At 72.4% G+C, this 23793-nt stretch carries 20 protein-coding genes; 8 read left to right on the top strand and 12 right to left on the bottom strand.

What is annotated here, in order from left to right; all coding sequences use genetic code 11:
• Positions 1-169: 169 nt before the first annotated feature.
• Both QIY60_RS06235 and QIY60_RS06230 read left to right on the top strand, forming a co-directional pair.
• Positions 170-544, top strand: a complete 375-nt coding sequence (locus tag QIY60_RS06235; protein ID WP_101390157.1) for a F0F1 ATP synthase subunit epsilon — start codon at positions 170-172, stop codon at positions 542-544.
• A 137-nt stretch (positions 545-681) separates the two neighbouring features.
• Positions 682-1128, top strand: coding sequence for a DUF2550 domain-containing protein (locus tag QIY60_RS06230; RefSeq protein ID WP_067163959.1), 447 nt, complete (start codon positions 682-684; stop codon positions 1126-1128).
• Positions 1129-1358: 230 nt separating this feature from the next.
• Here the strand turns inward: QIY60_RS06230 and QIY60_RS06225 are convergent, their stop codons facing one another.
• The 3 genes from QIY60_RS06225 to QIY60_RS06215 form a co-directional block, all read right to left on the bottom strand.
• Positions 1359-3218, bottom strand: coding sequence for a glycosyl hydrolase family 18 protein (locus tag QIY60_RS06225; RefSeq protein WP_283141534.1), 1860 nt, complete (start codon positions 3216-3218; stop codon positions 1359-1361).
• 160 nt (positions 3219-3378) lie between these two features.
• The gene (locus QIY60_RS06220; RefSeq protein WP_283141533.1) at positions 3379-4023 is read right to left on the bottom strand and encodes a response regulator transcription factor; all 645 of its coding nucleotides are present in this window, start codon (positions 4021-4023) and stop codon (positions 3379-3381) included.
• Positions 4020-5216, bottom strand: coding sequence for a histidine kinase (locus tag QIY60_RS06215; protein ID WP_283141532.1), 1197 nt, complete (start codon positions 5214-5216; stop codon positions 4020-4022). The genes QIY60_RS06220 and QIY60_RS06215 overlap by 4 nt, the downstream gene beginning before the upstream one ends.
• A 156-nt stretch (positions 5217-5372) precedes the next feature.
• Between QIY60_RS06215 and QIY60_RS06210 the strand changes: the two genes are divergently transcribed.
• Positions 5373-5933: a hypothetical protein gene (locus QIY60_RS06210; protein WP_283141531.1), complete on the top strand. Its 561-nt coding sequence runs from the start codon at positions 5373-5375 to the stop codon at positions 5931-5933.
• A 178-nt stretch (positions 5934-6111) separates the two neighbouring features.
• Here QIY60_RS06210 and QIY60_RS06205 read toward each other — a convergent pair whose 3' ends face one another.
• On the bottom strand, positions 6112-6684 hold the full coding sequence (locus QIY60_RS06205) for a cob(I)yrinic acid a,c-diamide adenosyltransferase (protein WP_283141530.1): 573 nt from the start codon (positions 6682-6684) through the stop codon (positions 6112-6114).
• A 270-nt stretch (positions 6685-6954) separates the two neighbouring features.
• Here QIY60_RS06205 and QIY60_RS06200 point away from each other — a divergent pair, with 270 nt between their 5' ends.
• The 3 genes from QIY60_RS06200 to QIY60_RS06190 all read left to right on the top strand — a co-directional run bounded on the left by QIY60_RS06200 (position 6955) and on the right by QIY60_RS06190 (position 11035).
• Positions 6955-7803 carry a 3-hydroxyacyl-CoA dehydrogenase family protein gene (locus QIY60_RS06200; RefSeq protein ID WP_283141529.1) on the top strand — a complete coding sequence of 283 codons (849 nt, stop codon included), beginning with the start codon at positions 6955-6957 and terminating at the stop codon, positions 7801-7803.
• A gap of 159 nt (positions 7804-7962) precedes the next feature.
• A complete protein-coding gene (locus tag QIY60_RS06195; RefSeq protein WP_067163978.1) occupies positions 7963-8286 on the top strand; it encodes an STAS domain-containing protein in 324 nt (107 codons plus the stop codon).
• A gap of 289 nt (positions 8287-8575) precedes the next feature.
• Positions 8576-11035 carry an ATP-binding protein gene (locus QIY60_RS06190; protein ID WP_283141528.1) on the top strand — a complete coding sequence of 820 codons (2460 nt, stop codon included), beginning with the start codon at positions 8576-8578 and terminating at the stop codon, positions 11033-11035.
• A 284-nt stretch (positions 11036-11319) separates the two neighbouring features.
• Here QIY60_RS06190 and nucS read toward each other — a convergent pair whose 3' ends face one another.
• Positions 11320-11991, bottom strand: coding sequence for an endonuclease NucS (gene nucS / locus QIY60_RS06185; RefSeq protein ID WP_190090883.1), 672 nt, complete (start codon positions 11989-11991; stop codon positions 11320-11322).
• Positions 11992-12205: 214 nt separating this feature from the next.
• Here nucS and QIY60_RS06180 point away from each other — a divergent pair, with 214 nt between their 5' ends.
• Positions 12206-12598 carry an SCO5389 family protein gene (locus tag QIY60_RS06180; RefSeq protein ID WP_190090884.1) on the top strand — a complete coding sequence of 131 codons (393 nt, stop codon included), beginning with the start codon at positions 12206-12208 and terminating at the stop codon, positions 12596-12598.
• Positions 12599-12706: 108 nt separating this feature from the next.
• Here QIY60_RS06180 and QIY60_RS06175 read toward each other — a convergent pair whose 3' ends face one another.
• A complete protein-coding gene (locus tag QIY60_RS06175) occupies positions 12707-13738 on the bottom strand; it encodes an LLM class flavin-dependent oxidoreductase (RefSeq protein ID WP_283141527.1) in 1032 nt (343 codons plus the stop codon).
• A gap of 215 nt (positions 13739-13953) precedes the next feature.
• On the opposite strand from QIY60_RS06175, the gene QIY60_RS06170 reads away from it, so the two are divergent.
• The gene (locus tag QIY60_RS06170) at positions 13954-14280 is read left to right on the top strand and encodes an ATP/GTP-binding protein (RefSeq protein WP_283141526.1); all 327 of its coding nucleotides are present in this window, start codon (positions 13954-13956) and stop codon (positions 14278-14280) included.
• 19 nt (positions 14281-14299) lie between these two features.
• Here the strand turns inward: QIY60_RS06170 and QIY60_RS06165 are convergent, their stop codons facing one another.
• The 6 genes from QIY60_RS06165 to scy all read right to left on the bottom strand — a co-directional run bounded on the left by QIY60_RS06165 (position 14300) and on the right by scy (position 23666).
• Complete coding sequence (locus QIY60_RS06165) at positions 14300-15136, bottom strand: ABC transporter permease (protein ID WP_283141525.1); 837 nt, start codon at positions 15134-15136, stop codon at positions 14300-14302.
• Positions 15133-16332 (bottom strand): ABC transporter ATP-binding protein, encoded by a 1200-nt coding sequence (locus QIY60_RS06160; protein WP_283141524.1) that lies wholly within the window; start codon positions 16330-16332, stop codon positions 15133-15135. Before QIY60_RS06160 ends, QIY60_RS06165 begins: the two co-directional genes overlap by 4 nt.
• Positions 16333-16569: 237 nt before the next feature.
• Positions 16570-17349: an ABC transporter permease subunit gene (locus QIY60_RS06155; RefSeq protein WP_283141523.1), complete on the bottom strand. Its 780-nt coding sequence runs from the start codon at positions 17347-17349 to the stop codon at positions 16570-16572.
• A gap of 3 nt (positions 17350-17352) precedes the next feature.
• On the bottom strand, positions 17353-18381 hold the full coding sequence (locus tag QIY60_RS06150; RefSeq protein ID WP_283141522.1) for an ABC transporter ATP-binding protein: 1029 nt from the start codon (positions 18379-18381) through the stop codon (positions 17353-17355).
• Between the two features lie 104 nt (positions 18382-18485).
• Positions 18486-19424, bottom strand: coding sequence for a cellulose-binding protein (locus QIY60_RS06145; protein ID WP_101390172.1), 939 nt, complete (start codon positions 19422-19424; stop codon positions 18486-18488).
• Positions 19425-19538: 114 nt separating this feature from the next.
• Complete coding sequence (scy, locus tag QIY60_RS06140; RefSeq protein ID WP_283141521.1) at positions 19539-23666, bottom strand: polarized growth protein Scy; 4128 nt, start codon at positions 23664-23666, stop codon at positions 19539-19541.
• Between the last annotated feature and the right edge of the window lie 127 nt (positions 23667-23793).

The following is a 23793-nucleotide window of genomic DNA, read 5'->3' as shown; positions in this document are numbered from 1 at the left end:
GGGCGCGTCCCGCCCCCATCCGTACGCCCACGCTGCATCTCCCGGGGGACAACCCCCGGACCCCCGGCCGAATGGCCGGGTGGGCCCCGGCGCTCTGTTGCTCCGGGCCCTACTAGACTTGACCCAACACCCGGCTCCAATCGCCGGGTGGTGACCCGAGGAGCCCACCTTGGCTGCTGAGCTGCACGTCGAGCTCGTCGCCGCGGACCGCAGTGTCTGGTCCGGCGAGGCCACCCTGGTCGTCGCGCGCACCACGTCCGGCGACATCGGCGTCATGCCCGGTCACCAGCCGCTCCTCGGAGTGCTGGAGTCCGGCCCGGTGACCATCCGTACGAGCGAGGGCAGCACCGTCGTCGCCGCTGTGCACGGCGGGTTCATCTCGTTCGCGGACAACAAGCTCTCCATGCTCGCGGAGATCGCGGAGCTCGCGGACGAGATCGATGTCCAGCGTGCCGAGCGGGCGCTGGAGAGCGCCAAGTCGGCCGAGGACGGCGCCGCCGAGCGTCGCGCCGAGGTCCGGCTGCGTACGGTGTCGGTGCGCTAGCACCCCGCCGAAGAGTTTTGCCCTCAGCCGCGGTCACGGGTCTGGAATTTTCCGGACCCGGCCGCGGCTGAGGCGATGCAGGCACAAGAGACCGGGGCGATCCCCCGGCCCCGAATGGAGCGAGGAGGTCGGTGTAGATGACCCTCGTTCTGCTTGTGGGCGGCCTGGTCGTCGCGCTGGTACTGGTGGGACTCTTCGTCTTCGGTCTGCGCCGGCGGCTGATCCAGCGTTCCGGCGGGACCTTCGACTGCAGTCTGCGCTGGGACGTGCCGGAGGGCGGCGACCCCAGCGGCAAGGGCTGGGTGTACGGAGTCGCACGGTACAGCGGTGACCGGATCGAGTGGTTCCGCGTGTTCTCGTACGCGCCTCGGCCGCGGCGGCTCCTGGAGCGGTCCGCGATCGAGGTCGTGGCGCGCCGCAAGCCGGCGGGCGAGGAGGAGCTGGCGCTCCTGTCCGACGCGATCGTCCTCGGCTGTACGCATCGGGGCGTGCGCCTCGAACTCGCGATGAGCGAGGACGCGCTGACGGGATTTCTGGCGTGGCTGGAGGCGGCGCCGCCGGGCCAGCGCGTGAACGTGGCGTAGTCCGGGGCTGCGCCCCCGGCCCCCTTGTTTGTCTGCAGACCGGTGGGGGCTGGTCGCGCAGTTCCCCGCGCCCCTGAGATGCGCCCCTTCGGGGCGCCCAGGGGATTGCCGCGCAGCGGCATTTTTAGGGGCGCGGGGAACTGCGCGACCAGCCCCCACCGGGCCGCAGACAAACGGTGACACCGGGGGACGGGGACGGGCCGCCCGCCCGGTGCCGTACCAGGAGCGGGTTACCTGAGGCCGCTGTCGATCGCCGAGATCAGCTCGCCACCAGCCGTGTCGCCGCTGAATTCCCAGAAGAAGGCACCCTTCAATCCCTGGGCCTTCACATACGACATCTTCCCCGCGATCGTCGACGGCGTGTCGTAGCTCCACCAGTTGGAGCCGCAGCGGGCGTACGCCGTGCCCGCGATCGTCCCCGTCGCCGGGCACGTGCTCTTGAGGACCTTGTAGTCCTCGATGCCCTGCTCGTACGTCCCGGGGGCCGGCCCCGTCGCCGTACCGCCCGGCGCGTCCTGGGTGACGCCGGTCCAGCCGCGGCCGTAGAACCCGATCCCCAGGTTGAGCTTGCTCGCCGGGATGCCCTTGCCCCGGTACTTCTGGATCGCCGCGTCCGTGTTGAAGCCCGCGATCGGGATGCCGTTGTACGAGGTGAGCGGGGAGTGCGGAGCCGTCGGCCCCTTCGCGTCCCAGGCACCGAAGAAGTCGTACGTCATCACGTTGTACCAGTCGACGTACTGCGCCGCCCCGGCGTAGTCGGCCTGGTCCATCTTGCCGTTGGCCGAGCCGTCGGCCGTCACGGCCGCCGTCACCAGGTTCGAGGAGCCGAACTTGGCCCGCAGCGCGGACAGCAGGTTCTTCAGCGCGGCCTGGCCGCTGGTGTCGCAGGAGAGCCCGCAGGCGTTCGGGTACTCCCAGTCGATGTCGATGCCGTCGAAGACATCGGCCCAGCGCGGGTCCTCCACCAGGCTGTAGCAGGAGTTGGCGAACGCCGTCGGGTTGGCCGCCGCCGCGCCGAAGCCGCCCGACCAGGTCCAGCCGCCGAACGACCACAGCACCTTGATGTTCGGGTACTTCTTCTTCAGCTCGCGCAGCTGGTTGATGTTGCCCGCGACCGGCTGGTCCCAGGTGTCGGCGGTGCCGTCGACGCTGGACGAGGCGTCGTACGTCTTCTGGTAGTCGGCGTAGGCGTCACCGATGGCGCACTGGCCGTTGGTGACGTTGCCGAACGCGTAGTTGATGTGGGTCAGCTTGGCCGCCGAGCCCGAGGTGACGATGTTCTTCACGTGGTAGTTGCGCTGGTAGACGCCCCAGTCGGTGAAGTAGCCGAGCTTGACCGTGGAGCCCGGGTCCGGGTTGCCGCCGCCGCCCGTGGTGGTGACGGTGGTCGAGCCGGAGGAGGGGCCGGTCTGGTCGGCGGTGTCGCGCGCGGTCACGCTGTACGTGTACGTCGTCCCGGCGGTGAGGCCCGAGTCGGCGTACGTCGTACCGGTCACCGTCGCGATCTTCGCCGAGCCGCGGTAGACGTCGTAGTTCTTGACGCCCTTGTCGTCGGTGGCGGCGGTCCACGACAGGTTCACCGAGGTGTTGGTGACGCCGCTCGCCGTCGGAGTGCCCGGCGCGGACGGCGGGTTGTCGCCCGGCGGGGTGGTACTCCCGTCGCAGGAACCCCCGTTGAGCTTGCAGCCGGACGGGGCGCCGGAGCCCGCGCCGTTGAAGCCGAAGGTGACGCTGGCGCCGGGTGCGAGAGTGCCGTTGTACGACTTGTTCTTGGCGGTCCAGTGGTTGACGGCATGGGTGACGTCCGCGTCCCAGAACGAGGTCACGGACGTACCGGAGGGGTAGTCCCACTCCACGGTCCAGGAGGTGAGCGTCGTGGTGCCGGTGTTCTTGACGGTCCACTGGGCGCCGAAGCCGGAGCCCCAGTCCTGGGTCTTGGCGTAGGTGGCGGTCGCCGAGGCGGCGGCCGCGGCGGGAGTGGCGCCGGCCAGGCCGACGAGTGCGGCCAGGGGAAGGGCCAGCGCGGTGAGGACGGCTGCGGCTCTGGTTCTGAAGCGGGTGCGGGTGCGGATGCGCGTTGCAGTGCTCAAGGAAGCTCCTCGAGTGAGGTCCGACGGGTGTGGGGGTGGGACCCTGCTCCGCCCGGTGAGCACACGGTGGGTCGTGGGCACGCTCACACAGCAGTGCCGTGAGCGTAGAAAGGTCTGTACCAATCGTCAAGAGGTCCAGACCAACGGCCGGAAGTCGCCGTCAGACCCCCAACTCCTGTGCCAGTACGGCCGCTTGGACCCGGCTGCGCAGCTCCAGCTTCCCAAGGAGTCGGCTGACGTGGGTCTTCACCGTCGCCTCGGCCATCGCGAGCCGTCCCGCGATCTCGGCGTTCGACAGCCCCTCACCGAGGCACGACAGCACCTCCCGCTCGCGGCGGGTCAGCGCGTCGAGGGCGGCCGGGCGCACGGCGGGCGCCCTGGTCGCCGGTGCCGCGAACTCCGCGATCAGCCGGCGGGTGACGGCCGGGGCGATCGTGCCCTCGCCGCGCGCCACCGTCCGTACCGCCTCGATCAGGTCCCTCGCCTCGGTGTTCTTCAGCAGGAAGCCCGCCGCGCCCGCGCGCAGCGCCCCGAAGACGTACTCGTCGAGGTCGAACGTCGTCAGCACCAGCACATCGGCCAGCCGCTCCGCGACCACCTGGCGGGTCGCCGCGACGCCGTCGAGCCGGGGCATCTGCACGTCCATCAGGACCAGGTCCGGGCGCAGTTCGCGCGCCAGGCGCACCGCCTCCTCGCCGTCGGCGGCCTCCCCGGCCACCTCGATGTCCGGGGCGCTGCCCAGGATCAGGACGAGCCCGGCCCGTACCGACGACTGGTCCTCCGCGACCAGTACCCGGATCGTCATGTGGCCGACTCGCTTTCCCGGATGGGCAGTTCGGCCCGGACCCGCCAGATCTTGGTGCCGTCGTCCCCCGGCTCGGGGCCCGACTCGAAGCTCCCGCCGAGCAGTACGGCCCGCTCCCGCATCCCGACGAGCCCCGCGCCCGAGCCCGGTGCGCGCGGCCCCGGACGCTCACCGTACGGGCTGGTCACCCGGACCGTCAGCGCCCGCCCGGTGTGCGCGAGCGCGGCGGTGACCGTGCCCGGCGAGGCGTGCTTGAGGGCGTTGGTCAGCGACTCCTGGACGATCCGGTACGCGGCCAGCTCGACCGGGGCGGGCAGCGCGGCCCCCTTGGGGCGGGTGTCGTGGAGGTCGAAGTCGAGCCCGCTGGAGGCGCCGTTGGTACGGGCCTGGGTGATCAGCGCGTCGAGGCCCGCCAGCGTGGGCGCGGCGGCCGGGGCGCGCCCGGCGCCGCTGTCGCGCAGCAGCCCGATCAGCCGGCGCATCTCCGCGAGCCCGTCCACGCTGTTCGTCCGGATCACCGTGAGTGCCTGGCGGGTGGTGGCCGGGTCGTCGAGGGAGAGCGCGGCGGTGGAGTGGATGGCGATCGCCGAGAGGTGGTTGGCGACCATGTCGTGCAGCTCGCGGGCCATCCGGGCGCGCTCGGCCACCACCGCCTGGGTGCGGTCGATCTCGGCGAGCAGCGCGGTCTGCTCGGCGCGCAGGGTGGCCGCCTCGGCGGCGTCGCGGTGGTTGCGCACCAGCGCGCCGGTGGTGGCGGGCGCGAACGAGACGATGCCGGTGACCAGGCCGATCAGCAGGGCCTCGGGCTTGTGCAGCCAGGCCAGGAAGCCGAGGGCGGTCGCGACCGAGATCAGCCCGGTGGTGACGGGGATGCGCCGGGCGGCGGCCGGGGTGCCGTACAGGACGGCCGCGTAGACCAGATCCGTGAACATCAGGACCGTCACCACGCTGCCGAGCGTGAACTGGTCCGCGATGATCGCGAAGGTGCCGGTGACCAGGGCGAACTGCGGGGCGGTCCGGCGCACGAGTTCGAGGGCCGCGGTGACGGCCAGCGGCAGCAGCACCCACGCGCCGCCGAACGGGTGCCCGCCCTGGGTGTGCAGCCCGAGCGCCCAGCCCGCCAGGCCGGTCAGCAGGCCGACGACGGCGATGATCACGTCATGGCGGTGCGGGCGGCGGCGGAAGAGGTTCACGTTCCCATGAAACACGGGGTCGGGGGCCCGGGCCTCCACGTGTGGGGCGATCCCGTACTACATCGAAGGGTGCAGTGCCGTTTCCTCACTGCCGACGACGAGCGGGCCCGATCGCGGGCCGACGCTGGAAGGGAGTCCGAGGGAACGGGGTATGCCGTGATCGTCACACTGATCGTCATCTGCGAGGTCGGCTTCTGGGTGCTGCTCGCCGGGGGCCTGGCGCTGCGCTACTTCGCCAAGATGCCCAGGACGTCGGTGGCGGTGCTGCTCTGCGAGCCGCTGCTGGAGGCGCTGCTCCTCGTCGTCACCGTGATCGACCTCAAGAACGGCGCCGAGCCGGACTGGAAGCACGGCCTCGCCGCCGTGTACATCGGCTTCTCGGTGGCGATGGGCCACTCCATGGTGAAGCGGGCCGACGTCTGGTTCGCCCACCGCTTCGCGGGCGGCCCGCGCCCCGCCAAGGCCCCGGCGGGCGGCGCGGCCCGCGCGCTCCACGAGTGGAAGACCGCGGGCCGCTGGGCCCTCGCCGCCGCGATCGCGATCGGCCTGCTCCAGGGCGGCATCTGGTACGTGGACGGCGCCGGGGACGCGAGCTCCCTACGAATGTGGCAGCAGCGAATGCTGTGGCTGATCGGCATCAACGTGGTCATCGCACTGAGCTATACGGTGTTCCCGAAGCGGGTGGAGGCGGCGCGGTCGCGCAAGAGCCTGTTCTAAGCGCTCCGCTGGAGGTGCGTGATGCTTTGGCTGCGGACCGTGCTGGGCTGGTCGCGCAGTTCCCCGCGCCCCTAAGGGGCGCCGTGCCGTGCGCTACCGCGGGTCCACCAGGGGCGCGGGGCTGTGACATATGCGGCTCCGCCGCGGGGCGCGACCAGCCGCAGACGGCCCGCAGATGTCAGCGCTCGCCGCCGGGTACCCACAGAACGTCCCCGGTCTCCTTGTTCGCCGTCCGCGCGAGGATGAACAGCAGGTCGGACAGGCGGTTCAGATACGTCGCAGTCAGCGGGTTCATCGAATCGCCGTGCACCTCCAGCGCCGCCCACGTCGAACGCTCGGCGCGGCGCACCACCGTGCACGCCTGGTGCAGCAGCGCCGCGCCCGGCGTGCCGCCCGGCAGGATGAAGCTGCGCAGCTTCTCCAGCCGCTCGTTGAACCGGTCGCAGTCCGCCTCAAGGCGGTCCACGTAGAACTGCTCGACCCGCAGCGGCGGGTACTTCGGGTCCTCGACCACCGGCGTCGACAGATCCGCGCCCACGTCGAACAGGTCGTTCTGCACGCGGGTGAGGACCTGCACGACCTCCTCCTCCAGACCGCCCAGGGCGATCGCCGTGCCGATCACCGCGTTCGCCTCGTTGGCGTCCGCGTACGCCGAGATCCGCAGATCCGTCTTGGCGGTACGGCTCATGTCGCCCAGGGCGGTGGTGCCCTTGTCGCCGGTACGGGTGTAGATGCGCGTCAGATTGACCATGGGGTCAGCCTAGTTACGCGGGGCCCGTCCGCCACGCTCTTGTGCCGACCGTCACGGCCGCCCGCCGGGCACGGACATTCCCCGCCCAAGTACGCGGTACGGGACGACCGGTGGGCCCCGTCGGGCCCCTCCGTGAGACGCCGCTCACCCGTCTTGGTGTGATGTCCGTCATCTGAGACGTGACGCGCATCTCTTACGGCTCCCAAGACGCCTCACGGCCGATAGCCTCCGCCGGAGAGCCGTATCAGTAAGCCGTCAAAGGGGTGTGAAGTGGCCAGGAAGCTCGCCGTCATCGGGGCCGGACTCATGGGTTCGGGCATCGCGCAGGTCTCGGCCCAGGCGGGCTGGGACGTGGTGCTGCGCGACGTCACCGACGAGGCGCTGGCCCGTGGCACCGACGGCATCAAGGCCTCGTACGACAAGTTCGTGAGCAAGGGCAAGCTGGCCGCCGAGGACGCGGAGGCCGCGCTCGCCCGCATCACCACCACGACCGACCTGGACGCGGCCGCCGACGTGGACGTCGTCGTCGAGGCCGTCTTCGAGAAGCTGGAGGTCAAGCACGACATCTTCCGTACGCTCGACAAGATCGTGCGTCCGGACGCCGTGCTCGCCTCCAACACCTCCGCCATCCCGATCACCAAGATCGCGGCGGCCACCGAGAACCCCGAGCGGGTCGTCGGCGTCCACTTCTTCTCGCCGGTCCCGATGATGCAGCTCTGCGAACTGGTGCGCGGCTACAAGACGAGCGACGAAACCCTGGCCACCGCCCGGGAGTTCGCCGAGTCCGTCGGCAAGACCTGCATCGTCGTCAACCGCGACGTCGCCGGTTTCGTCACCACCCGCCTCATCTCGGCGCTCGTCGTCGAGGCGGCGAAGCTGTACGAGTCGGGCGTGGCCACCGCCGAGGACATCGACCTGGCCTGCAAGCTGGGCTTCGGTCACGCGATGGGCCCGCTGGCCACCGCCGACCTCACCGGCGTGGACATCCTGCTCCACGCCACCAGCAACATCTACACCGAGTCCCAGGACGAGAAGTTCGCGCCGCCGGAGCTGATGCGCCGGATGGTTGACGCGGGTGACATCGGCCGCAAGAGCGGGCAGGGCTTCTACAAGCACTGATTGACGCACCCTCACCTCCCCTCGCCCCGGAATCACTCCATGGGGTGAATTAGGTATCGGTTCGCTTACAGACGGCAACTTCCCTGCGGTCTGTGCAGTCAGTTGGTGCAGTAAGAGACGACAGGCAGACAGGCATACGGAGCACTCCGGGGAGTACATATGCACATCAGGGGCGACCACGTCGAGCTGGTCGTCGGGGGCCGCCTCGACGTCCGCAGCGCGGCGGACGCCCGTACGGTCCTGCACTCGGCGGTCGACGACGGAGCCGGCGACCTGGTGCTCGACCTGACCGAGCTGGACTCCTGGGACGCCACCGGCCTCGGTGTGATCATGGGTGCCCACCGGCGGGCCGGCCGCTGCGGCCGGCGGCTTGTGCTGCGGGGCGTGCCGCCCCAGATGCAGCGCCTGCTGGTGGCGACCCGGCTGCACCGCATCCTCGCCATCGAGGGCGGTATCGCCGCGGAGGCGCTGCCGCGCGTGTGAGCGCGCGCGGCGCCACCGCCGTACGAGCGTCGTACGGCCCTGTTGAGCACGACCTGTGCGGCAGTTGTGCGGGTGATGTGGAATCCGGTCCTCCGTGGGCAATCCTCACCGGACTGTGACGCTCTGGGCGGGGTGGCACCCCGCCCGTTCGGAGATACTGGGCGAAGGTTTAGGGTGCGGTCTCCCGCCGGTCGACATCCCTGCGGCGGGTACCGGACCAGAGCGACAGCGCAGTGCGTAGCGGCCGGGAGGGGCAAGGTTACGCAGGCGCATCTGGGGGGCTTTCACCATGAACCCGATGGACACCCGGGGACCCGACGACTTCGACCACGAGCAGGACGGACCGGGCACCGGCGCCGCCGCGCCGCGCAAGGAGCGCGACCGCGACGCCGTCACCCCCGAGATCGGCGCGCGCGCCGCCGGACTCGCGCGCACGGTCCAGCTCGTCTCGGGCGACTTCCTGCTCACCGTCAACCCCGTCGACGGCAGCGAGATCGAGCCCTGCCCGCCCGGCGAGATCCCCGGCCGCCCCGAACGCCAGTCCGCCGCCGAACGCGCCGACCGCGAGCGCGCCCTGCGCCCGCCGGTGCCCGCCGGGCCCGCGGCGCCCGCGCCGGTCCTGTTGGAGCGCGGCGAGGAGCGCGAGCGCCTCGTGCGCCTGCTCGGCCGGGGCCGCTCGGTACGGCTCACCGGGCCCGCCGGATCCGGGCGCACGGTCCTGCTCGACGCAGTGGCCGCCGACTGCGCCCAGCTCGCGCCCGACGGCGTCGTCCGCCTCAGCGGCCACCGCCGCACCCCCCAGGAACTGCTGCACGAGCTGTACGCGACGGTGTACCGCGCCCCGCTGCACCGGCCCGACCGGGCCGGGCTGCTCGACCAGGTGCGCGAGATCGGGGCGGTCGTCCTCGTCGACGACCTGGAGTTCGGCGGCGCCGCACTCGAAGAACTGCTCGCCGCCGCCCCCGAATGCGCCTTCCTGCTCGCCGCGACGCCCGAGGTGGCGGCGCCGCCGGCCGAGTCGCACCTCGAAGAGGTCTTCCTGACCGGGCTCGGGCGCAGCGCCTCCCTGGAACTCCTGGAGCAGGCCGTGGACCGGCCGCTCAGCGACGAGGAGGCCAACTGGGCGGGCGACCTCTGGTTCGAGTCGGAGGGCCTGCCGCTGCGGTTCGTCGAGGCGGGCGCGCTGCTGCGGCAGCGGGACGGGCTGCGCGGCGAGGGCGTCCCGCGCGACGAGTTCGGGCTGCCGGTGGACGAGCCCTCCGACGTCTCCGTCTTCTCGGCCGAGGGCCGCGAGGTGCCGCTGCCGTCGCTGGGCGAGGGCGCGGCCCCCGCCGCGCCGCTCGCGGCCCGGCTCGGGCAGGCCGCCCGGGAGACCCTGCGGTTCGCCGTCGCCCTCGGCGGCGAGGTGCCGCACCAGGCGCATCTGCCCGCGCTCGTCGGGGACACCCACGCGGACGCCGCGCTCGGCGAACTGCTCGGCTGCGGGCTGCTCTCCCCGGTCGGTACGCGCTACCGGCTCGCGGCGGGCGTGCTCACCCAGCTGGAGGCGGCCGGGTACGGGGAGGACGCGGGGGAGCGGGCGCACACCGCCGCCCAGCACTACGCCTGGTGGACCGGGCACCCCTCGGTCACGCCCGAGCGGGCGGCGGCCGAGGCGGACGCGGTCCTGGCGGCCCTGGGCGCGCTGGTCCCGGGCGGCGACCCCGGTCACCCCGCCACGGCCGTCAAGCTCGCCCGCAGCGCGGCGCCCGCGTTCGCGGCGGGGCTGCACTGGGGGGCGTGGGAGCGGGCCCTGCGGATCGGCTCGGCGGCGGCCCGGCTCACCGGCGAGGTGGCGGAGGAGGCGTACTTCCACCACGAGCTGGGCGTTCTGGCGCTGTGCGCGGGGAACGTGGACCGCGCCCGTGCCGAACTGGAGGCGTCCATCGGTCTGAAGGGCGCGCTGTCCGACAAGCGGGGCACGGTCGCGGGGCGGCGCGCGCTGGCCCTGGTCGAGGACCGCTCGGGCGGCCCGGTGGTCTCGGGCGGCCGCACCCCGTCCGGCGACGAGGTCCCCGCGGCGCGCTACGAGGAGTCCCAGTCGCCCCCGGCCGGCGTCCCGGCCCCGCCCGACACCACTCCCACGGTGCTGATCCCCGGCGGGGTGTCCCCCGCCAAGCGGACGCTGTTCACCGGTACGCGTCGCAATCTGGTGGCGGCGGGGGCGGGGGCGGTGCTCGCGGCGGTGCTGGGCACGGTGGTGACGCTGGGCGCGACGTCCGGCTCCGACGCGCCCGACAAGGTCGAGCAGCGTCAGTCGGCGAACGAGGACGCCACCGACCCGGGGCTCCCGGCGGACACGCCTACGCCGGGTGCGCCGTCGCACGGGTCGGGGGCGGGGTCGACGACGCCGACGCCGTCGAGGCCGGGGGTGCCGGGGACGACGCCGTCGTCGGCTTCATCCCCGGGGACGACTCCTTCCGGGGAGGCGCCGACGCCTTCGGGGAGGCCGTCGGGGCCGTCGACGTCGCCGGGTGGGCCGAAGCCGTCGAGTCCGGGGCACGCGTCGCCGACGCCCAAGCCTTCGGCGACGAAGTCGTCGAGCCCGACGCCGACGCCGACGCCGACGCCGCCGACTCCGACCAGTCCCTCACCGACGCCGACCGAGTCCACGCCGACGACCACGGGTGGCTCGTCCAGTGGCACGCCCCCGAGCAACAGTGCGTCGGGACCCACGACCCAGAGCCCGGCGTCGTCGCCTACGGCGTAGGCCCCTCCCCGCCCCTTCCCTAAACCCTCCGGGGGTGGGGGGAGGGTTGAGGTGGTCTCCCGGGGCTGCGCCCCGGACCCCTTGCGGGGCCTGCGGCCCCTGCACCCCGCTTTTTCGTCTGCGGGCCGTGCGGGGTTGCTCGCGCAGTTCCCCGCGCCTCTAAGGATGCCGCTGCGCGGCATCCCCTGGGCGCCCCGCAGGGGCGCATCCAGGGGCGCGGGGAACTGCGCGACCAGCCGCAGACGGTCCGCAGGCGAACGGGGTCCGGGGCGTAGCCCCCGGCGTCAGAACAGGCGGAGTTTGTCGTCCTCGATGCCTCGCATGGCGTCGTAGTCGAGCACGACGCAGCCGATGCCGCGGTCCGTCGCCAGCACGCGCGCCTGCGGCTTGATCTCCTGCGCCGCGAACACCCCCCGCACCGGCGCGAGATGCGGATCCCGGTTCAGCAGCTCCAGGTAGCGCGTGAGCTGCTCGACCCCGTCGATCTCACCGCGGCGCTTGATCTCGACCGCCACCGTCCCGCCGGACGCGTCCCGGCACAGGATGTCCACCGGACCGATCGCCGTCGCGTACTCGCGGCGGATCAGCGTGTACCCCTCGCCCAGCGTCTCGATCCGGTCCGCGAGCAGCTCCTGCAGGTGCGCTTCCACGCCGTCCTTGATGAGGCCCGGGTCCACGCCCAGCTCGTGCGACGAGTCGTGGAGGATCTCCTCCATCTTGATGATGAGCTTCTCGCCCGCCTTGTTCACGACCGTCCAGACGCCCGAATCGTCCCCCGTCCCCTCCTTGAGGGTGCACGGTGGAGACATCCAGTTGAGGGGCTTGTACGCCCGGTCGTCCGCGTGAATGGAGACGCTGTTGTCCGCCTTCACCAGGATCAGCCGGGTGGCGGAGGGCAGATGGGCGGTGAGGCGGCCCGCGTAGTCGACGGAGCAGCGGGCGATGACGAGACGCATGGTCGGCAACGCTACTCGAATCCCCCCGCCGAACGCGATTCGTCCGGCAAAGCGCTGTTCGTTATTGGCCGGTTACGTGCCAAGTAGCTGTCGCAGCCACCATGCCGCGCCTACCGTATAAGCGGGAGGTTGTCGGTCAGGCACGCTGCGTGGCCGACTTCGTTCCTTTCCCTGCCCGTAAGACCCCCTCCCCGGGGTCGCGAGAGGAGAAACCATGTCGCTCGACGTCTCACCGGCCCTACTCGAACAGGCCGAGCGAGGCGAGGTCGACGAAGCCGATTTCGTCGACTGCGTCCGGACCTCCCTGCCGTACGCATGGGAGATGATCAGTTCTCTGGTGGCCCAGCTGAAGGTGGACGGTGGTGAGTTCGCCGACAACCAGACGCCTCCGCCGGACGAGCAGGCGCGCGGCCAGCTTCTTCGCGCGCTCGCGAGTGACGCCATCCGCGGTTCGCTCCAGCGGCACTTCGGTGTCCGCCTGGCGTTCCAGAACTGCCACCGCGTCGCCGTGTTCCCCCTGGACCCGTCGTCCGACGAGCGGCTCGCCCGCTTCACCTCGGTCCGGGGCCAGCTGCTCAACCAGTCCCCGGAGCTGAGGGACTGCTGACGTCTTCGCCGCCGCTCCGCATCGCGGGAGGTGCAACTGATGCGGAGCGGGGGCCTTTTGTGGGGCCCCGAGCCCCCGCGCCCCGGTGGGCGCCGTCCCCCTCGGGCCTCACCCCAGCAGCGGCAGCACTTCGGTGCCCAGCCTCCGTACGTTCTCCTCCGTCGCGGCCAGGTCCCCCGATCCCTCCACCAGGAAGGCGAAGCGCGTGATGCCCGTCTTCTCCGAGGTCGCCGCGATACGGTCCGCCGCCTGGCGCGGGGTGCCCACCGGGTGGAGGCCGCACAGCAGTTCCGTGTACAGCACGGGGTCGCGCATCGCGCGGTGGCGGCCGTCGACCGTCACATGCGCGTCGAGGCCCTGCTTCAGCCAGCCCGGCATCGCCTTGAGCAGCGTCTCGGCGGCCTGGGCGCGGTGGTCCTCGATCTGCGCCACCCCGGCCGACACATGCGGCGCGGCCGCCACCGCCTCCGGCGCGACGCCGGACGCCAGCGCGTGCGAACGCCACAGCGCGACCATCTCCGCCTTCTCCTCGTCGCCGCAGTGCATCCCGAGCAGCATCGGCAGCCCCCGCTCGGCGGCCAGCTTCACGCTCTTCGGCGAGGTGCACGCCACGATGACCTCGGGGCCCGCGGGACCGTCTGAGAGCAGCTCGTCGGGCCTCGGCACCACCGGGACCTCCCGGAAGGTGAAACGTTCGCCCAGACTCGACACCCGCGGTTCGGACAGCCACCGCAGCAGCAGGTCCAGGGACTCCGGGAAGCCCTCCTCGTACGCCCGCAGGCCCGAGCCGAAGACCTCCAGGTCGACCCAGGGCCCACCGCGGCCCACGCCCAGCGAGAACCGGCCGCCGGACGTCAGGTGCAGCAGCGCCGCCTGTTCGCCCAGTGCCACCGGGTGCGCGCTCGGCAGGACGCTGACCGCCGTCCCGACGCGGATCCTGCGCGTGCGCCCGAGCAGCAGCGCCGCCAGCGTCACCGCCGATGGGCACACCCCGTACGGAACGAAGTGGTGCTCGGCGAGCCACACCGCGTCCAGGCCCGACTCCTCGGCCACCTCGGCGGACCGCACCGCCCTGTGCAGTGCCTCCCCCTGGCCCTGGCCCGGGAATTGGGCTGCCAGTACAAAAGTTCCGACACGCATCGCCTTCTGCCTCCTCGCGGCCGACGCGGCTCCCCCTCTTACCGGCAACAACGCCTGACAAGTGCCAAGGGCACGGCCCAACGCGAACTTCTTGCGATAGTCCGGTAAGTGTCCCCCGTACGAGTTACCGTGCCACCCCTGTGCGAGCTCGGGTACCCGGGGCAAGTACCTCTACGCTGGAGGCAGTCATCCGTCCGGCCCCGTGAGGTGTTTCCGTGTCCCCGCGCCGCAACCGCCCCAAGGGCGGCGACCAGCCGACCGAACCGACCGGCGGGGCGGGCGACCGCTTCGGCCTCCAGCGCTCCGAGACGTACCAGGGCGAGGAGTGGTCCGTCCGGCACGTCAGCGGCGCGAGCGCGCAGGGCAAGCGCTACCGCTGCCCGGGGTGCGACCAGGAGATCCCCTCCGGCGTCCCGCACGTGGTGGCCTGGCCGGAATACGGCGGCGTGGACGACCGCAGGCACTGGCACAAGGCCTGCTGGAACGCGAAGGACCGCCGCACCAGCAGGGTGCAGCGGTCCAGGAACGCGCCGAGGTACTAGGCCCCCGGGTTAGGGCTCGTCATACGTCCCGGCTGTTCAGCGCGGCGAACGCGCCGCCGAGCGCGGCGGCCGTGACGGCTCCCAGGATCAGCAGCGGCGTCCAGCCGGTCGGGCCCGAGTCGCTCACCGTCGAGCCGTAGAACACGGCCAGCTGGCTGGGGATCGAGTACTCCAGCAGGGCCTGGCGCACCGAGTCGAGCGACGGCGCGAACATGAACAGCGCGAGCACCAGCGGCAGCAGCACCACGCCGATCATGACCGTGATCGCGCCGGCCGAGTGCCGGATCAGCGCGCCGATCGCGAGCGAGAGCAGGCCGAGCAGCGAGACGTAGAGGCTGACGCCGACCGTCGCCTTGAACAGCTCGGAGCCGGTCGGCTGCTCGGCGGATTCCACCATCCCCGTCTGCAGCATCGCCACCAGGCCGGTGGAGACCGTCAGGATGACGAAGGACAGCAGGAAGAAGACGACCGACTTGGCGGCGAGGATCCGGGCCCGGCTGGGGCACGCGGTCAGCGTCGTACGGATCATCCCCGTGCCGTACTCGGACGCGATGGTCAGCACGCCGAGGGTGATCACGCAGATCGAGCCGAGCAGCACGCCGTAGAAGCCGAGGCTGAGCAGCGGGGTGTCGCCCATGTGCGCGTCGGAGGCGTTGACCGCGACCGCCGCGAGCAGCCCGATGCCGAGCACGAGCACGACGAGCACGCCCAGCGTCCACATGGTGGAGCGCACCGAGCGGATCTTGGTCCACTCGGAGGCGAGCGCGTCGCCGAGGCTGGCGGGCCGCACCGGGATCGGCGAGGTGTACGTCCCGAGGGGCGCACCCGGTGCCTGCTGCTGGTAGGGGGTGGTCATCGGGCGTCCTCGGGCTTGGTCAGGGCGGGGGCGGGCGCGGCGGCGGGCCGGTCGGCCGGGGGAGCGGCGGGGGCGGCCGGAACGGGCTGAGGGGCCGCGGCCGGGGCCTGCGGCACGGGCGCCTGCATCGGGGCCGCCGGGGCCTGTCCGGGGGCCTGCGGGGCCGCGTACGGGTTCTGTCCGGGCGGCGGCGGGGCGTACCAGCCCTGCGTCGGCACCTCGGGCACCGACGGCGGCGGCTGATAGCCGGGCGGTATCGGCTGCATCAGACCGGCCTTCTGGTCGGCCGTGGAGCGGTAGTCCACCGCGCCCTGCGTCATCCGCATGTACGCCTCTTCCAGCGAGGCCTGGTGCGGCGACAGCTCCCACAGGCGTACGTCCGCGTCATGCGCGAGGTCGCTGATGCGGGGCAGCGCGAGGCCGGTCACCCGCAGGGCGCCGTCCGGCTCGGGCATGACCTGGCCGCCGGCCTCGGTCAGCGCGGACGTCAGCTTCTCCCGGCCGGTGGGCTCGGGGGTGCGCACGCGCGCGAAGTCGGCGGAGTTGTGGGAGATGAAGTCCTTGACGCTCATGTCGGCGAGCAGCTGGCCGCGGCCGATCACGATGAGGTGGTCGGCGGTCAGCGCCATCTCGCTCATCAGGTGCGAGGAGACGAAGACGGTCCGGCCCTCGGCGGCGAGCTGCTTCATGAGGTTGCGCACCCACAGGATGCCCTCGGGGTCGAGGCCGTTGACCGGCTCGTCGAAGAGCAGCACCTGGGGGTCGCCGAGGAGGGCCGCGGCGATGCCGAGCCGCTGGCCCATGCCGAGCGAGAACCCCTTGGATCGCTTGCCCGCGACCTCCTGGAGGCCGACGACCCCGAGCACCTCGTCGACCCGGCGGGCCGGGATGCCGGAGAGCTGGGCGAGCGAGAGCAGGTGGTTGCGGGCGCTGCGGCCGCCGTGCACGGCCTTGGCGTCGAGCAGCGCGCCGACCTGGCGGGGCGCGTTGGGGAGCGTACGGAAGGGGTGGCCGCCGATGGTGACATGGCCGGAAGTGGGCTGGTCCAGGCCGAGGATCATGCGCATGGTCGTCGACTTGCCGGAGCCGTTGGGCCCCAGGAAGCCGGTGACGGCGCCGGGCCTCACCTGGAAGGAAAGGTTGTACACGGCTGTCTTGGCGCCGTAGCGCTTCGTCAGGCCGACTGCCTCGATCATTCTCCAGCCCCATCGACGGTGTGGGTCGTCGGGGCGGTGGCGGATCGCCAGGGTGCCCCCGTATGAGTGAGGAGCTTATCCAGGACTTTACGGTTCCGGCCAAGCGATGAGACATGCGTTACGTAGGTATATGTCCGAAAAGGTGCGGTGCGGCGCCGCGCCCGTAAGGGGCGCGGGGAACTGCGCGACCAGCCACGGACGGCCCGCAGCCGAATCACCGCACGGCCCAGCGGAGCGCTAGGCGTCGCGCTTCTTCAGGACCAGGTAGCCGCCCGCCAGCGCCGCGATCACCCATAGCGCCATGATCCCGAGCCCGGCCCACGGGCCGTACGGCGGTGGCTCGCTGTTCATCGCGTTCGGCACCACCTGCATGATCTTGGAGCCCGCCTGGTCGGGGAAGTAGCGGGCCACCTTCTTGGCGCCCGGCACCGCCGACAGGATCTGCGAGATCAGGAAGAAGAACGGCATCAGGATGCCGAGCGAGAGCATCGAGCTGCGCAGCATCGTGGCCACGCCCATCGAGAAGAGCGCGATCAGCGCCATGTACAGGCCCGCCCCGAAGACCGCCCGCAGCACATTGGGCTCGCCGATGGTGGTGCGGTGCGGGCCGAGCAGCGCCTGGCCGAGGAAGAAGGAGAGGAAGCTGGTCGCCATGCCCACGACCAGCGCGAGCGCGGTGGCGACCAGGAGCTTGGAGAAGAGGAAGGTGGCCCGCTGCGGCACGGCGGCGAGCGAGGTGCGGATCATGCCCGAGCTGTACTCGGTGCCGACCACCAGGACGCCGAACACCACCATCGCCAGCTGGCCGAGCACCATCCCGGAGAAGCTGATGAAGGTCGGGTCGAAGGTCAGCCGTTCGGCCGGCTTGAGGTCGTCGAACTGCGACTTCATCAGCGCGCACAGGGCCGCGCTCACCGCGACCGTGACGACCAGCGCGCTGACCAGCGTCCAGGAGGTCGAGGAGACCGTACGGATCTTGGTCCACTCGGACTTGAGGACCGCGGGCACCGATGCCATGGGTCAGGCCCCCTCGCCGTCGGACGCCGAGCGCTCGGCCGTGATGTTCCCGGCGGCGCCCTGGGCCTTCGCCCGGTAGCTCTCGCCCCAGCTCGCGGCGGGTGCCGGGGGCGGCCCGTGGCCGGTGTCCGAGTGCGCGTGGTACTCCACCGACCCCGCCGTCATCTGCATGAACGCCTCCTCCAGCGAGGCCTGCTGGCCGGAGAGCTCGTGCAGCACGATCTGGTGCTGGGCGGCCAGTTCGCCCAGCCGCTCGATCCTGCCGTTGTCGACTTCCAGGGCGCCGTCGGCGGTCTGGGTCACGGGGATCCCGTTCCGCGCCAGCACGTCGAGCAGGTGTTCCCATTGGGGTGAGCGCAGTCGTACGAAACTCCGCGAATTCTGCCTGATGAAATCCGCCATCGATGTATCGGCGAGCAGTCGGCCCTGGCCGATGACGATCAAATGATCCGCCGTCAGCGCCATTTCGCTCATCAGGTGAGACGAGACGAAGATCGTTCTGCCTTCCGCTGCGAGCGCTTTCATGAGATTGCGGATCCAGTGAATTCCCTCGGGGTCCAGACCATTGACGGGTTCGTCGAACATCAGGATCTCGGGGTCGCCGAGCAGCGCGGAGGCGATTCCGAGCCGCTGGCCCATGCCGAGCGAGAACCCCTTCGACTTCTTCTTCGCCACGGCCGTCAGACCCACCGTGTCCAGCACTTCCGCGACCCGGCGCTCCGGGATCCGGTTCGACTGCGCGAGACAGAGCAGGTTGTTGTACGCGCTGCGGCCGCCGTGCATCGACTTGGCGTCCAGGAGCGCGCCGATGTACTTCAGCGGCTCGTCGAGGTCGCGGTAGTGTCGGCCGTCGATGCGCACGGTGCCGCCGGTCGGGTTGTCGAGATCGAGCATCATGCGCATGGTGGTGGACTTGCCGGCGCCGTTGGGTCCCAGGAAGCCGGTCACCACACCCGGTCTGACCTGGAACGACAGGTCGTCGACCGCGGTCTTGGAACCGAAGCGCTTGGTGAGGCCGGCCAGCTCGATCATGTCGCCACGCTAAAGGCGGACAAAGCCCCCCGCCACCGGAGTGGCGAGGGGCTCTCGACCGTACGAACGCAGCCCACGGGGGAGGAGCTGCGGCACCTTCGGGACTAGCGGGACTGCTGCGCCGGGACGCCGCGCGAGACGGGCTCGTCGTCGACCGGGGAGCCGGCCGCCGCGACCGCCGCACCCGTCAGGGTCGCCAGCATCTCGCGGACGTTGGTCAGCTGCGCGTTGATCGAGTCGCGGCGGTTGGTGAGCGCCGCCAGCTCGCGCTCGGATTCCGAACGGATGCGGTCGGCCTTGGCGTTGGCGTCCGCCACGATGTCCTCGGCCTGGCGCTGGGCCGTCTCGACCGTCTGACGGGCCCGGCGCTCCGCGTCCGTACGCAGCTTCTCGGCCTCCAGGCGCAGCTGCTCGGCGCGGTGCTCGATCTCGGCGAGACGCTTCTCCGCCTTGGCCTGACGCGAGGCCAGGTCGCGCTCGGACTGCTCGCGGCGCTTGGCGAGGTTCGTCTCGAAGTCGGCCGCCGCCTGCGCGGCCTTGGCGCGGGTCTCCTCGAAGAGGGCGTCCGCCTCCTCGCGCTTGGACTGCGCGTCCTTCTGCGCCTCGGAGCGCAGCGTGGAGGCGTCACCCTTCGCCTTCTCGACGATCCGGACGCCCTCGTCCTCCGCCTTGGCCTTGCGCTCGGCGGCGAACGACTCGGCGTCGTTGCGCACCTGCTGGGCCGCCGACTCGGCCAGCTCGCGGTGCTGCTCGGCGGCGCGGCGGGCCTCCTCGCGCAGGTCCTTCGCCTCTTCCTCGGCGAGACGGAGGATCTTCTCGACCCGGGCACCGAGGCCCGCGTACGACGGCTCCGCGTCGTTCACCTGGGCCTGGGCGTTCTGCGTTTCGAGGTGCAGTTCCTCGATGCGCTTTTCCAGAGAAGTGATCCGTGCCAGAGCGCTGTCACGGTCGGCGACGAGCTTGGTAATGCGGTCGTCCACCTGACCGCGGTCGTAACCACGCCGCACGAGCTCGAAGCCGAAGGGGGAGGAAGTGTCGCTCATGGGGTTCCTGTCGAATGAGACCGGTGAGGTGATAGGGGGAATCCTAGGGGCCCAGGCGGCGTGTCATCGAGCGTATGCCCGTTTGATCTGGAGAATGTCCAGCCTTTTGAGTGGCTACGCCTCCGAGGACTTGCCACTCGAACGGTTGCCCCCGGCAGCCGCACCCGCCTTGGCCGCCTCCTTGCCGCCGGAGGACGGGGCCTCGAAAGATTCCAACGCCTCAAGTACGTCCTGGACACGGGAGATCTCGGCGTTGATGTCCGCACGCCGCCGGACCAGCACGTCCAGCTCGCGCTTGCCCTCGTCGACCGTGCGCCGGGCCTCCGCCGCCGCGTCGTCGCGCAGCTTCGTCGCCTCGCGGATCAGCTCGGCCTTCTTGGTCTCCGCCTCCTTGAGCAGCGCCTCGGCCTTCTTCACGGCCGCGATGCGCACCTTGCTCGCCTCGGAGTTGGCGTCCGAAAGCAGCTCCTTGGCCTTCGCCTCCGCCTGAGTCGTCTGCTCGGTGGCGGCCGTGACCAGCTTGTCGACGCGCTCGCCCGCCGTCTTCATCTGCTCGGCGCTCTCCCGCCGGGCCCGCTCGTGCAGCTCCTCGATCTCCGACTCGGTCCGCGCGCGCACCTCCTCGGTGCGCTCCCTTATGGCCGTCGCGTCCGCACGCGCCCCGGCCAGCAGCTCGTCCGCGTCCGTACGGGACTTCTCCACCAGGGAGTTGCCCTCCACGGTCGCCTCGGCGACGATCCGCTCGGCCTCCTTGCGGGCCGCGCCGACCATCGTGTCGGCCTGCTCCTCGGCCAGCGTCGCCGCGAGCAGCGCCTCCTCCTGGGCCTTGGCCATGAGCTGGTCCGCCTGCTCGGCCGCGTCCGCACGGCGCTTGGCCCCGGCCGTACGCGCCTCGTCGAGCAGCCGGTCGGCCTCCTCGCGGGCCTCCGTACGCGTCTTCTCCGCGGCCTCCTCGGTCCGGGCGCGGCTCTTCTCGGCCTCCGCGCGGATCCGCTCGGCGGCCTGCTGGGCCGAGCCCACGGTCTCGGCGGCCTCGGCGCGCAGCCGCTCCGCCTCCCCGTTCGCCTCGGTGAGCACCCGCTCGGCCTCGCCGCTCGCCTCCGCGACGAGCTTGTCGGCCTGCGCGGCCGCGTCCGCCCGGCGCTTGTCGGCGGCCTGACGGGCCTCGTCGAGCAGCCGCTCCGACTCCGCACGCGCCTCGGCGAGCGTCTGCTCGCCCTGCTCGCGGGCCTCGGCCACCGTCTGCTCGGCCTCGGCGGCCGCGGCCGCAAGGGTCGAACCGGCGTCCGCGCGCGCCTCGGTGGTGACCAGCTCCGCGTACGTGTCGGCCTCGGACGTGGTGCGCTCGGCGTGCGCGGTGGCCTCCGCGAGCAGCCGGTCGTGCTCCGACTGGCCCTCGTCGTGCAACTGCTGAGCCTCCGCCACCAGCCGCTCGGCCGTGGCCGTCGACTCGGCGGCGAGCCGCTCGGCCTCCGCGGCCGCCTCGGTGACCAAGCGGTCGGCCTGGCTCGCGGCGTCGTTGCGGATCCGGTTGGCGTCCTCCCGGGCGTCCGCCCGGGTGCGCGAGGCGTCCTGCTCGGACGAGGCCAGCGCGTCGGAGGCCTCGGTGCGCATCCGCTGCGCGTACTCCGACGCGTCCGAACGCGCCTTCTCCGCCTCGGCGATGGCGTCCGCGACGGTCCGCTCGGCCAGCTCCTTGGCGGCCTCCGACTCCTCCTGCGCCCGGGCGCGGACGCGCTGGGCGTCCTCGGCGGCGCGCTCGCGCTCGGCGTGCGCGTCGGCACGGACCCGGTCCGCCTCCTCCTGCGCCTCCGTCTTCGTACGCTCCGCCACGTGCTCGGCCGTCGAGCGCAGCCCGGCGATCTCCTGCTCGGCCTCCTCGCGCAGCCCCGACACCGAGTCCCGCACCTGCTGGGCGGTCTGCTCGGCGGCCGCCACCAGCTCGGTGGCGCGCCGGTCGGCCTCCTCGCCGAGCCGCTGCGCCTCGGCCTGCGCCTCCTCCACCCGCTTGCGGGCGGAGGCGAGCAGCTCCTCGCTCTGCTCGCGGGCCTGCGCCCGCTCCGAACCGGCCTCGGTACGCGCCGAGTCCAGCGTCTCCTCCGCCTCGCGGCGCCGGCGCGCGGCCTCCTCCTGGGCGGCGGCGAGCGCCTCGGCGGCCTCGGCGCCCACCCGCTCGGCGGCGGCCGCGGCCTCCGCGCGCATCCGGTCGGCGGTCTCCTGCGCCTCGGACTTGAGGCGCTCGGCCTCCGCGGCCGCCTCGGACCGCAGCCGTACGGCCGCGCCCTCCGCCTCGGCACGGGCGGTGGAGGCGTCGGCGGCGGCCTCGGTGCGCAGCCGCTCGGCCTCCTGCTCGGCCTGCGCCTGGAGCGTACGGACGCGCTCGGCGGCCTCGGTGCGCAGCCGCTCGGTCTCCTCGGCGGCCTCGCGCCGGATCCGCTCGCTCTCGCCGCGCGCCTCGGTCAGCGCCTGCTCGGCGGAGGCGTGCCGCTGCTCGGCCTCGGTGTGCAGCCGCGTCAACTCGTCGGCGGCGTCGGCCTGGCGGGCGGCGACGGCCCGCTCGGTCTCCTCGCGCAGCACGGCGGAGGCCTGCTCGGCGGCCGTCCTGACGGCCTCGCCCTGCTCCTCGGCCTCCGCGCGCATCCGCTCGGCCTCGGCCCGGGTGCGCTCCAGCGTCTCCTCGGCCTGCTTGCGCAGGGTCGTCGCGCGCTCCATGGCCTCGCCGCGGACCCGCTCCGACTCGGCCCCGGCCGAGGTGCGCAGCTCCTCCGCGTCGGCCTTCGCCTTGGTCAGCAGCTCCTCGGCGGTCCTGGCCGCCTCCTCGATCTGCTGGACGCCCTCGCGGCGGGCCTCGCCGCGGATGCGCTCGCCCTCGGCGACCGCCTCCGCCCGCAGCTGCTCGGCCTCGCCGCGCAGCCTGCGCGCCTCCTCCTGCAGCTCGACCGTCTTGGCCCGGTACTCCTTGGTGTCGTCCTTGGCCGCGCCCTTGAGCTGGTCGGCCTGCTCCTCGGCCTGCGAGCGCAGCCGGTCCGCCTCGGCGTCGGCCTCGCGGCGGATCCGCTCGGCCTCCTCGGACGCCTTGCGGGTGGTCTCCTGGGCGTCCGCGGACGCCTTGGTGAGCACCTCCTCGGCGGCCCGGGCGGCCTTGGCGAGCTGGGCGGCGGTGTCCTCGGCCGCGCTGGTACGGGCCTTCTCGGCGGCCTCGGAGACCGTCGCCTCAGCCTTGGCGCGCGCGTCGGCGAGCGCCTGCTCGGCCTCCGACTTGAGCGCCTCGGACTCCTTGGTCGCCTCGGCGACGAGCCGGGCGATCTCGGTCCTGGCGGTACGGGTGCGCTGCTCGTTGGCGGACTCGGCGCCCGCGAGCTGCCTGGCCGCCGAGTCCTTCGCCTCGGCCAGCACCTTCTCGGCCTCGGCCCGCGCCTCGCGCAGCGCCGACTCGGCCTCCTGCATCCGCTGCTCGGCGGCCCGGCTCAGCTCGGCCGCCTGCTGGCGTGCCTGGTCGGACTCGGCGGTGGTGGACGAGCGCAGCTGCTCGGCGTGGGAGGTGGCCTCCTGGGCCTGCGTGGAGGCGGCGTTGAGCAGCCGCTCGGCGTCCTTGCGGGCGCGCAGCAGGATCGCTTCGGCTTCCGTACGGGCCGACTCGGCCTCGGAGCCGAGCCGTTGCCGGGTCTCCTCGGCGACCCGGGCGGCCTCCGCGCGGGCGGCGGCCAGCGCCGCCTCGCTCTCGGCGCGCGACTCGTCCAGCAGGCGCCGGGCCTGCGACTCGGTCCGCGCCCGCAGCTGCTCGGCCCACGCCACGTTCTCGTTGACGTGCGACTCGACGGTCGCGCGCCGCTCGGCCAGCTCCTGGTCGAGCCGCTGGCGGCGGTTGACCGCCTCCGCGTGCAGCTCGGCCTGGAGCCGGGCCTGGTGCTCGGCGTGCTCCTGGAGGATGCGCTGGGTCTGGGCGCGGGCGTCGCGCAGCTCGCGCTCGGCGTCCGTGCGCAGCTGCTCGGCCTGCATCTGCGCGTTGCGCAGCAGCTGTTCGGCCTGGTAGCCGATGTCCGCGGCGTCGTAGGCAGGACGCGACGCGAGGTTGCGGCGCGCCTCGTGCAGCTTGGCGCGCAGCACCTCGACCTGGTAGCCGAGGTCCTCGGCGTGCTGAACGGCCTTCTCCCGCTCGGTCTTCAGCCGGTCCATCTCGGCCTCGAACCGCGAGAGGTGGTCGTCAGGCCGGTGGCTGTCCTGGCGTTCGTAGCCCCGCACTGCGCGGTCCCATCCGTCCCCTGGTCGCGAACACTGCCCGTACGAGCACCGTCCGACGACGGACGGGCCCCCGGTGAATGGTGTCAGATCGACAAGGGGGCGTGGGTCCCAGGCCCCGACCCGACCC

Source organism: Streptomyces sp. BPTC-684, from assembly GCF_030028635.1.
GTDB lineage: Bacteria > Actinomycetota > Actinomycetes > Streptomycetales > Streptomycetaceae > Streptomyces > Streptomyces noboritoensis.
The sequence above is the reverse complement of the archived record's forward strand: the minus strand, read 5'-3'. Positions and strand labels throughout refer to the sequence as shown.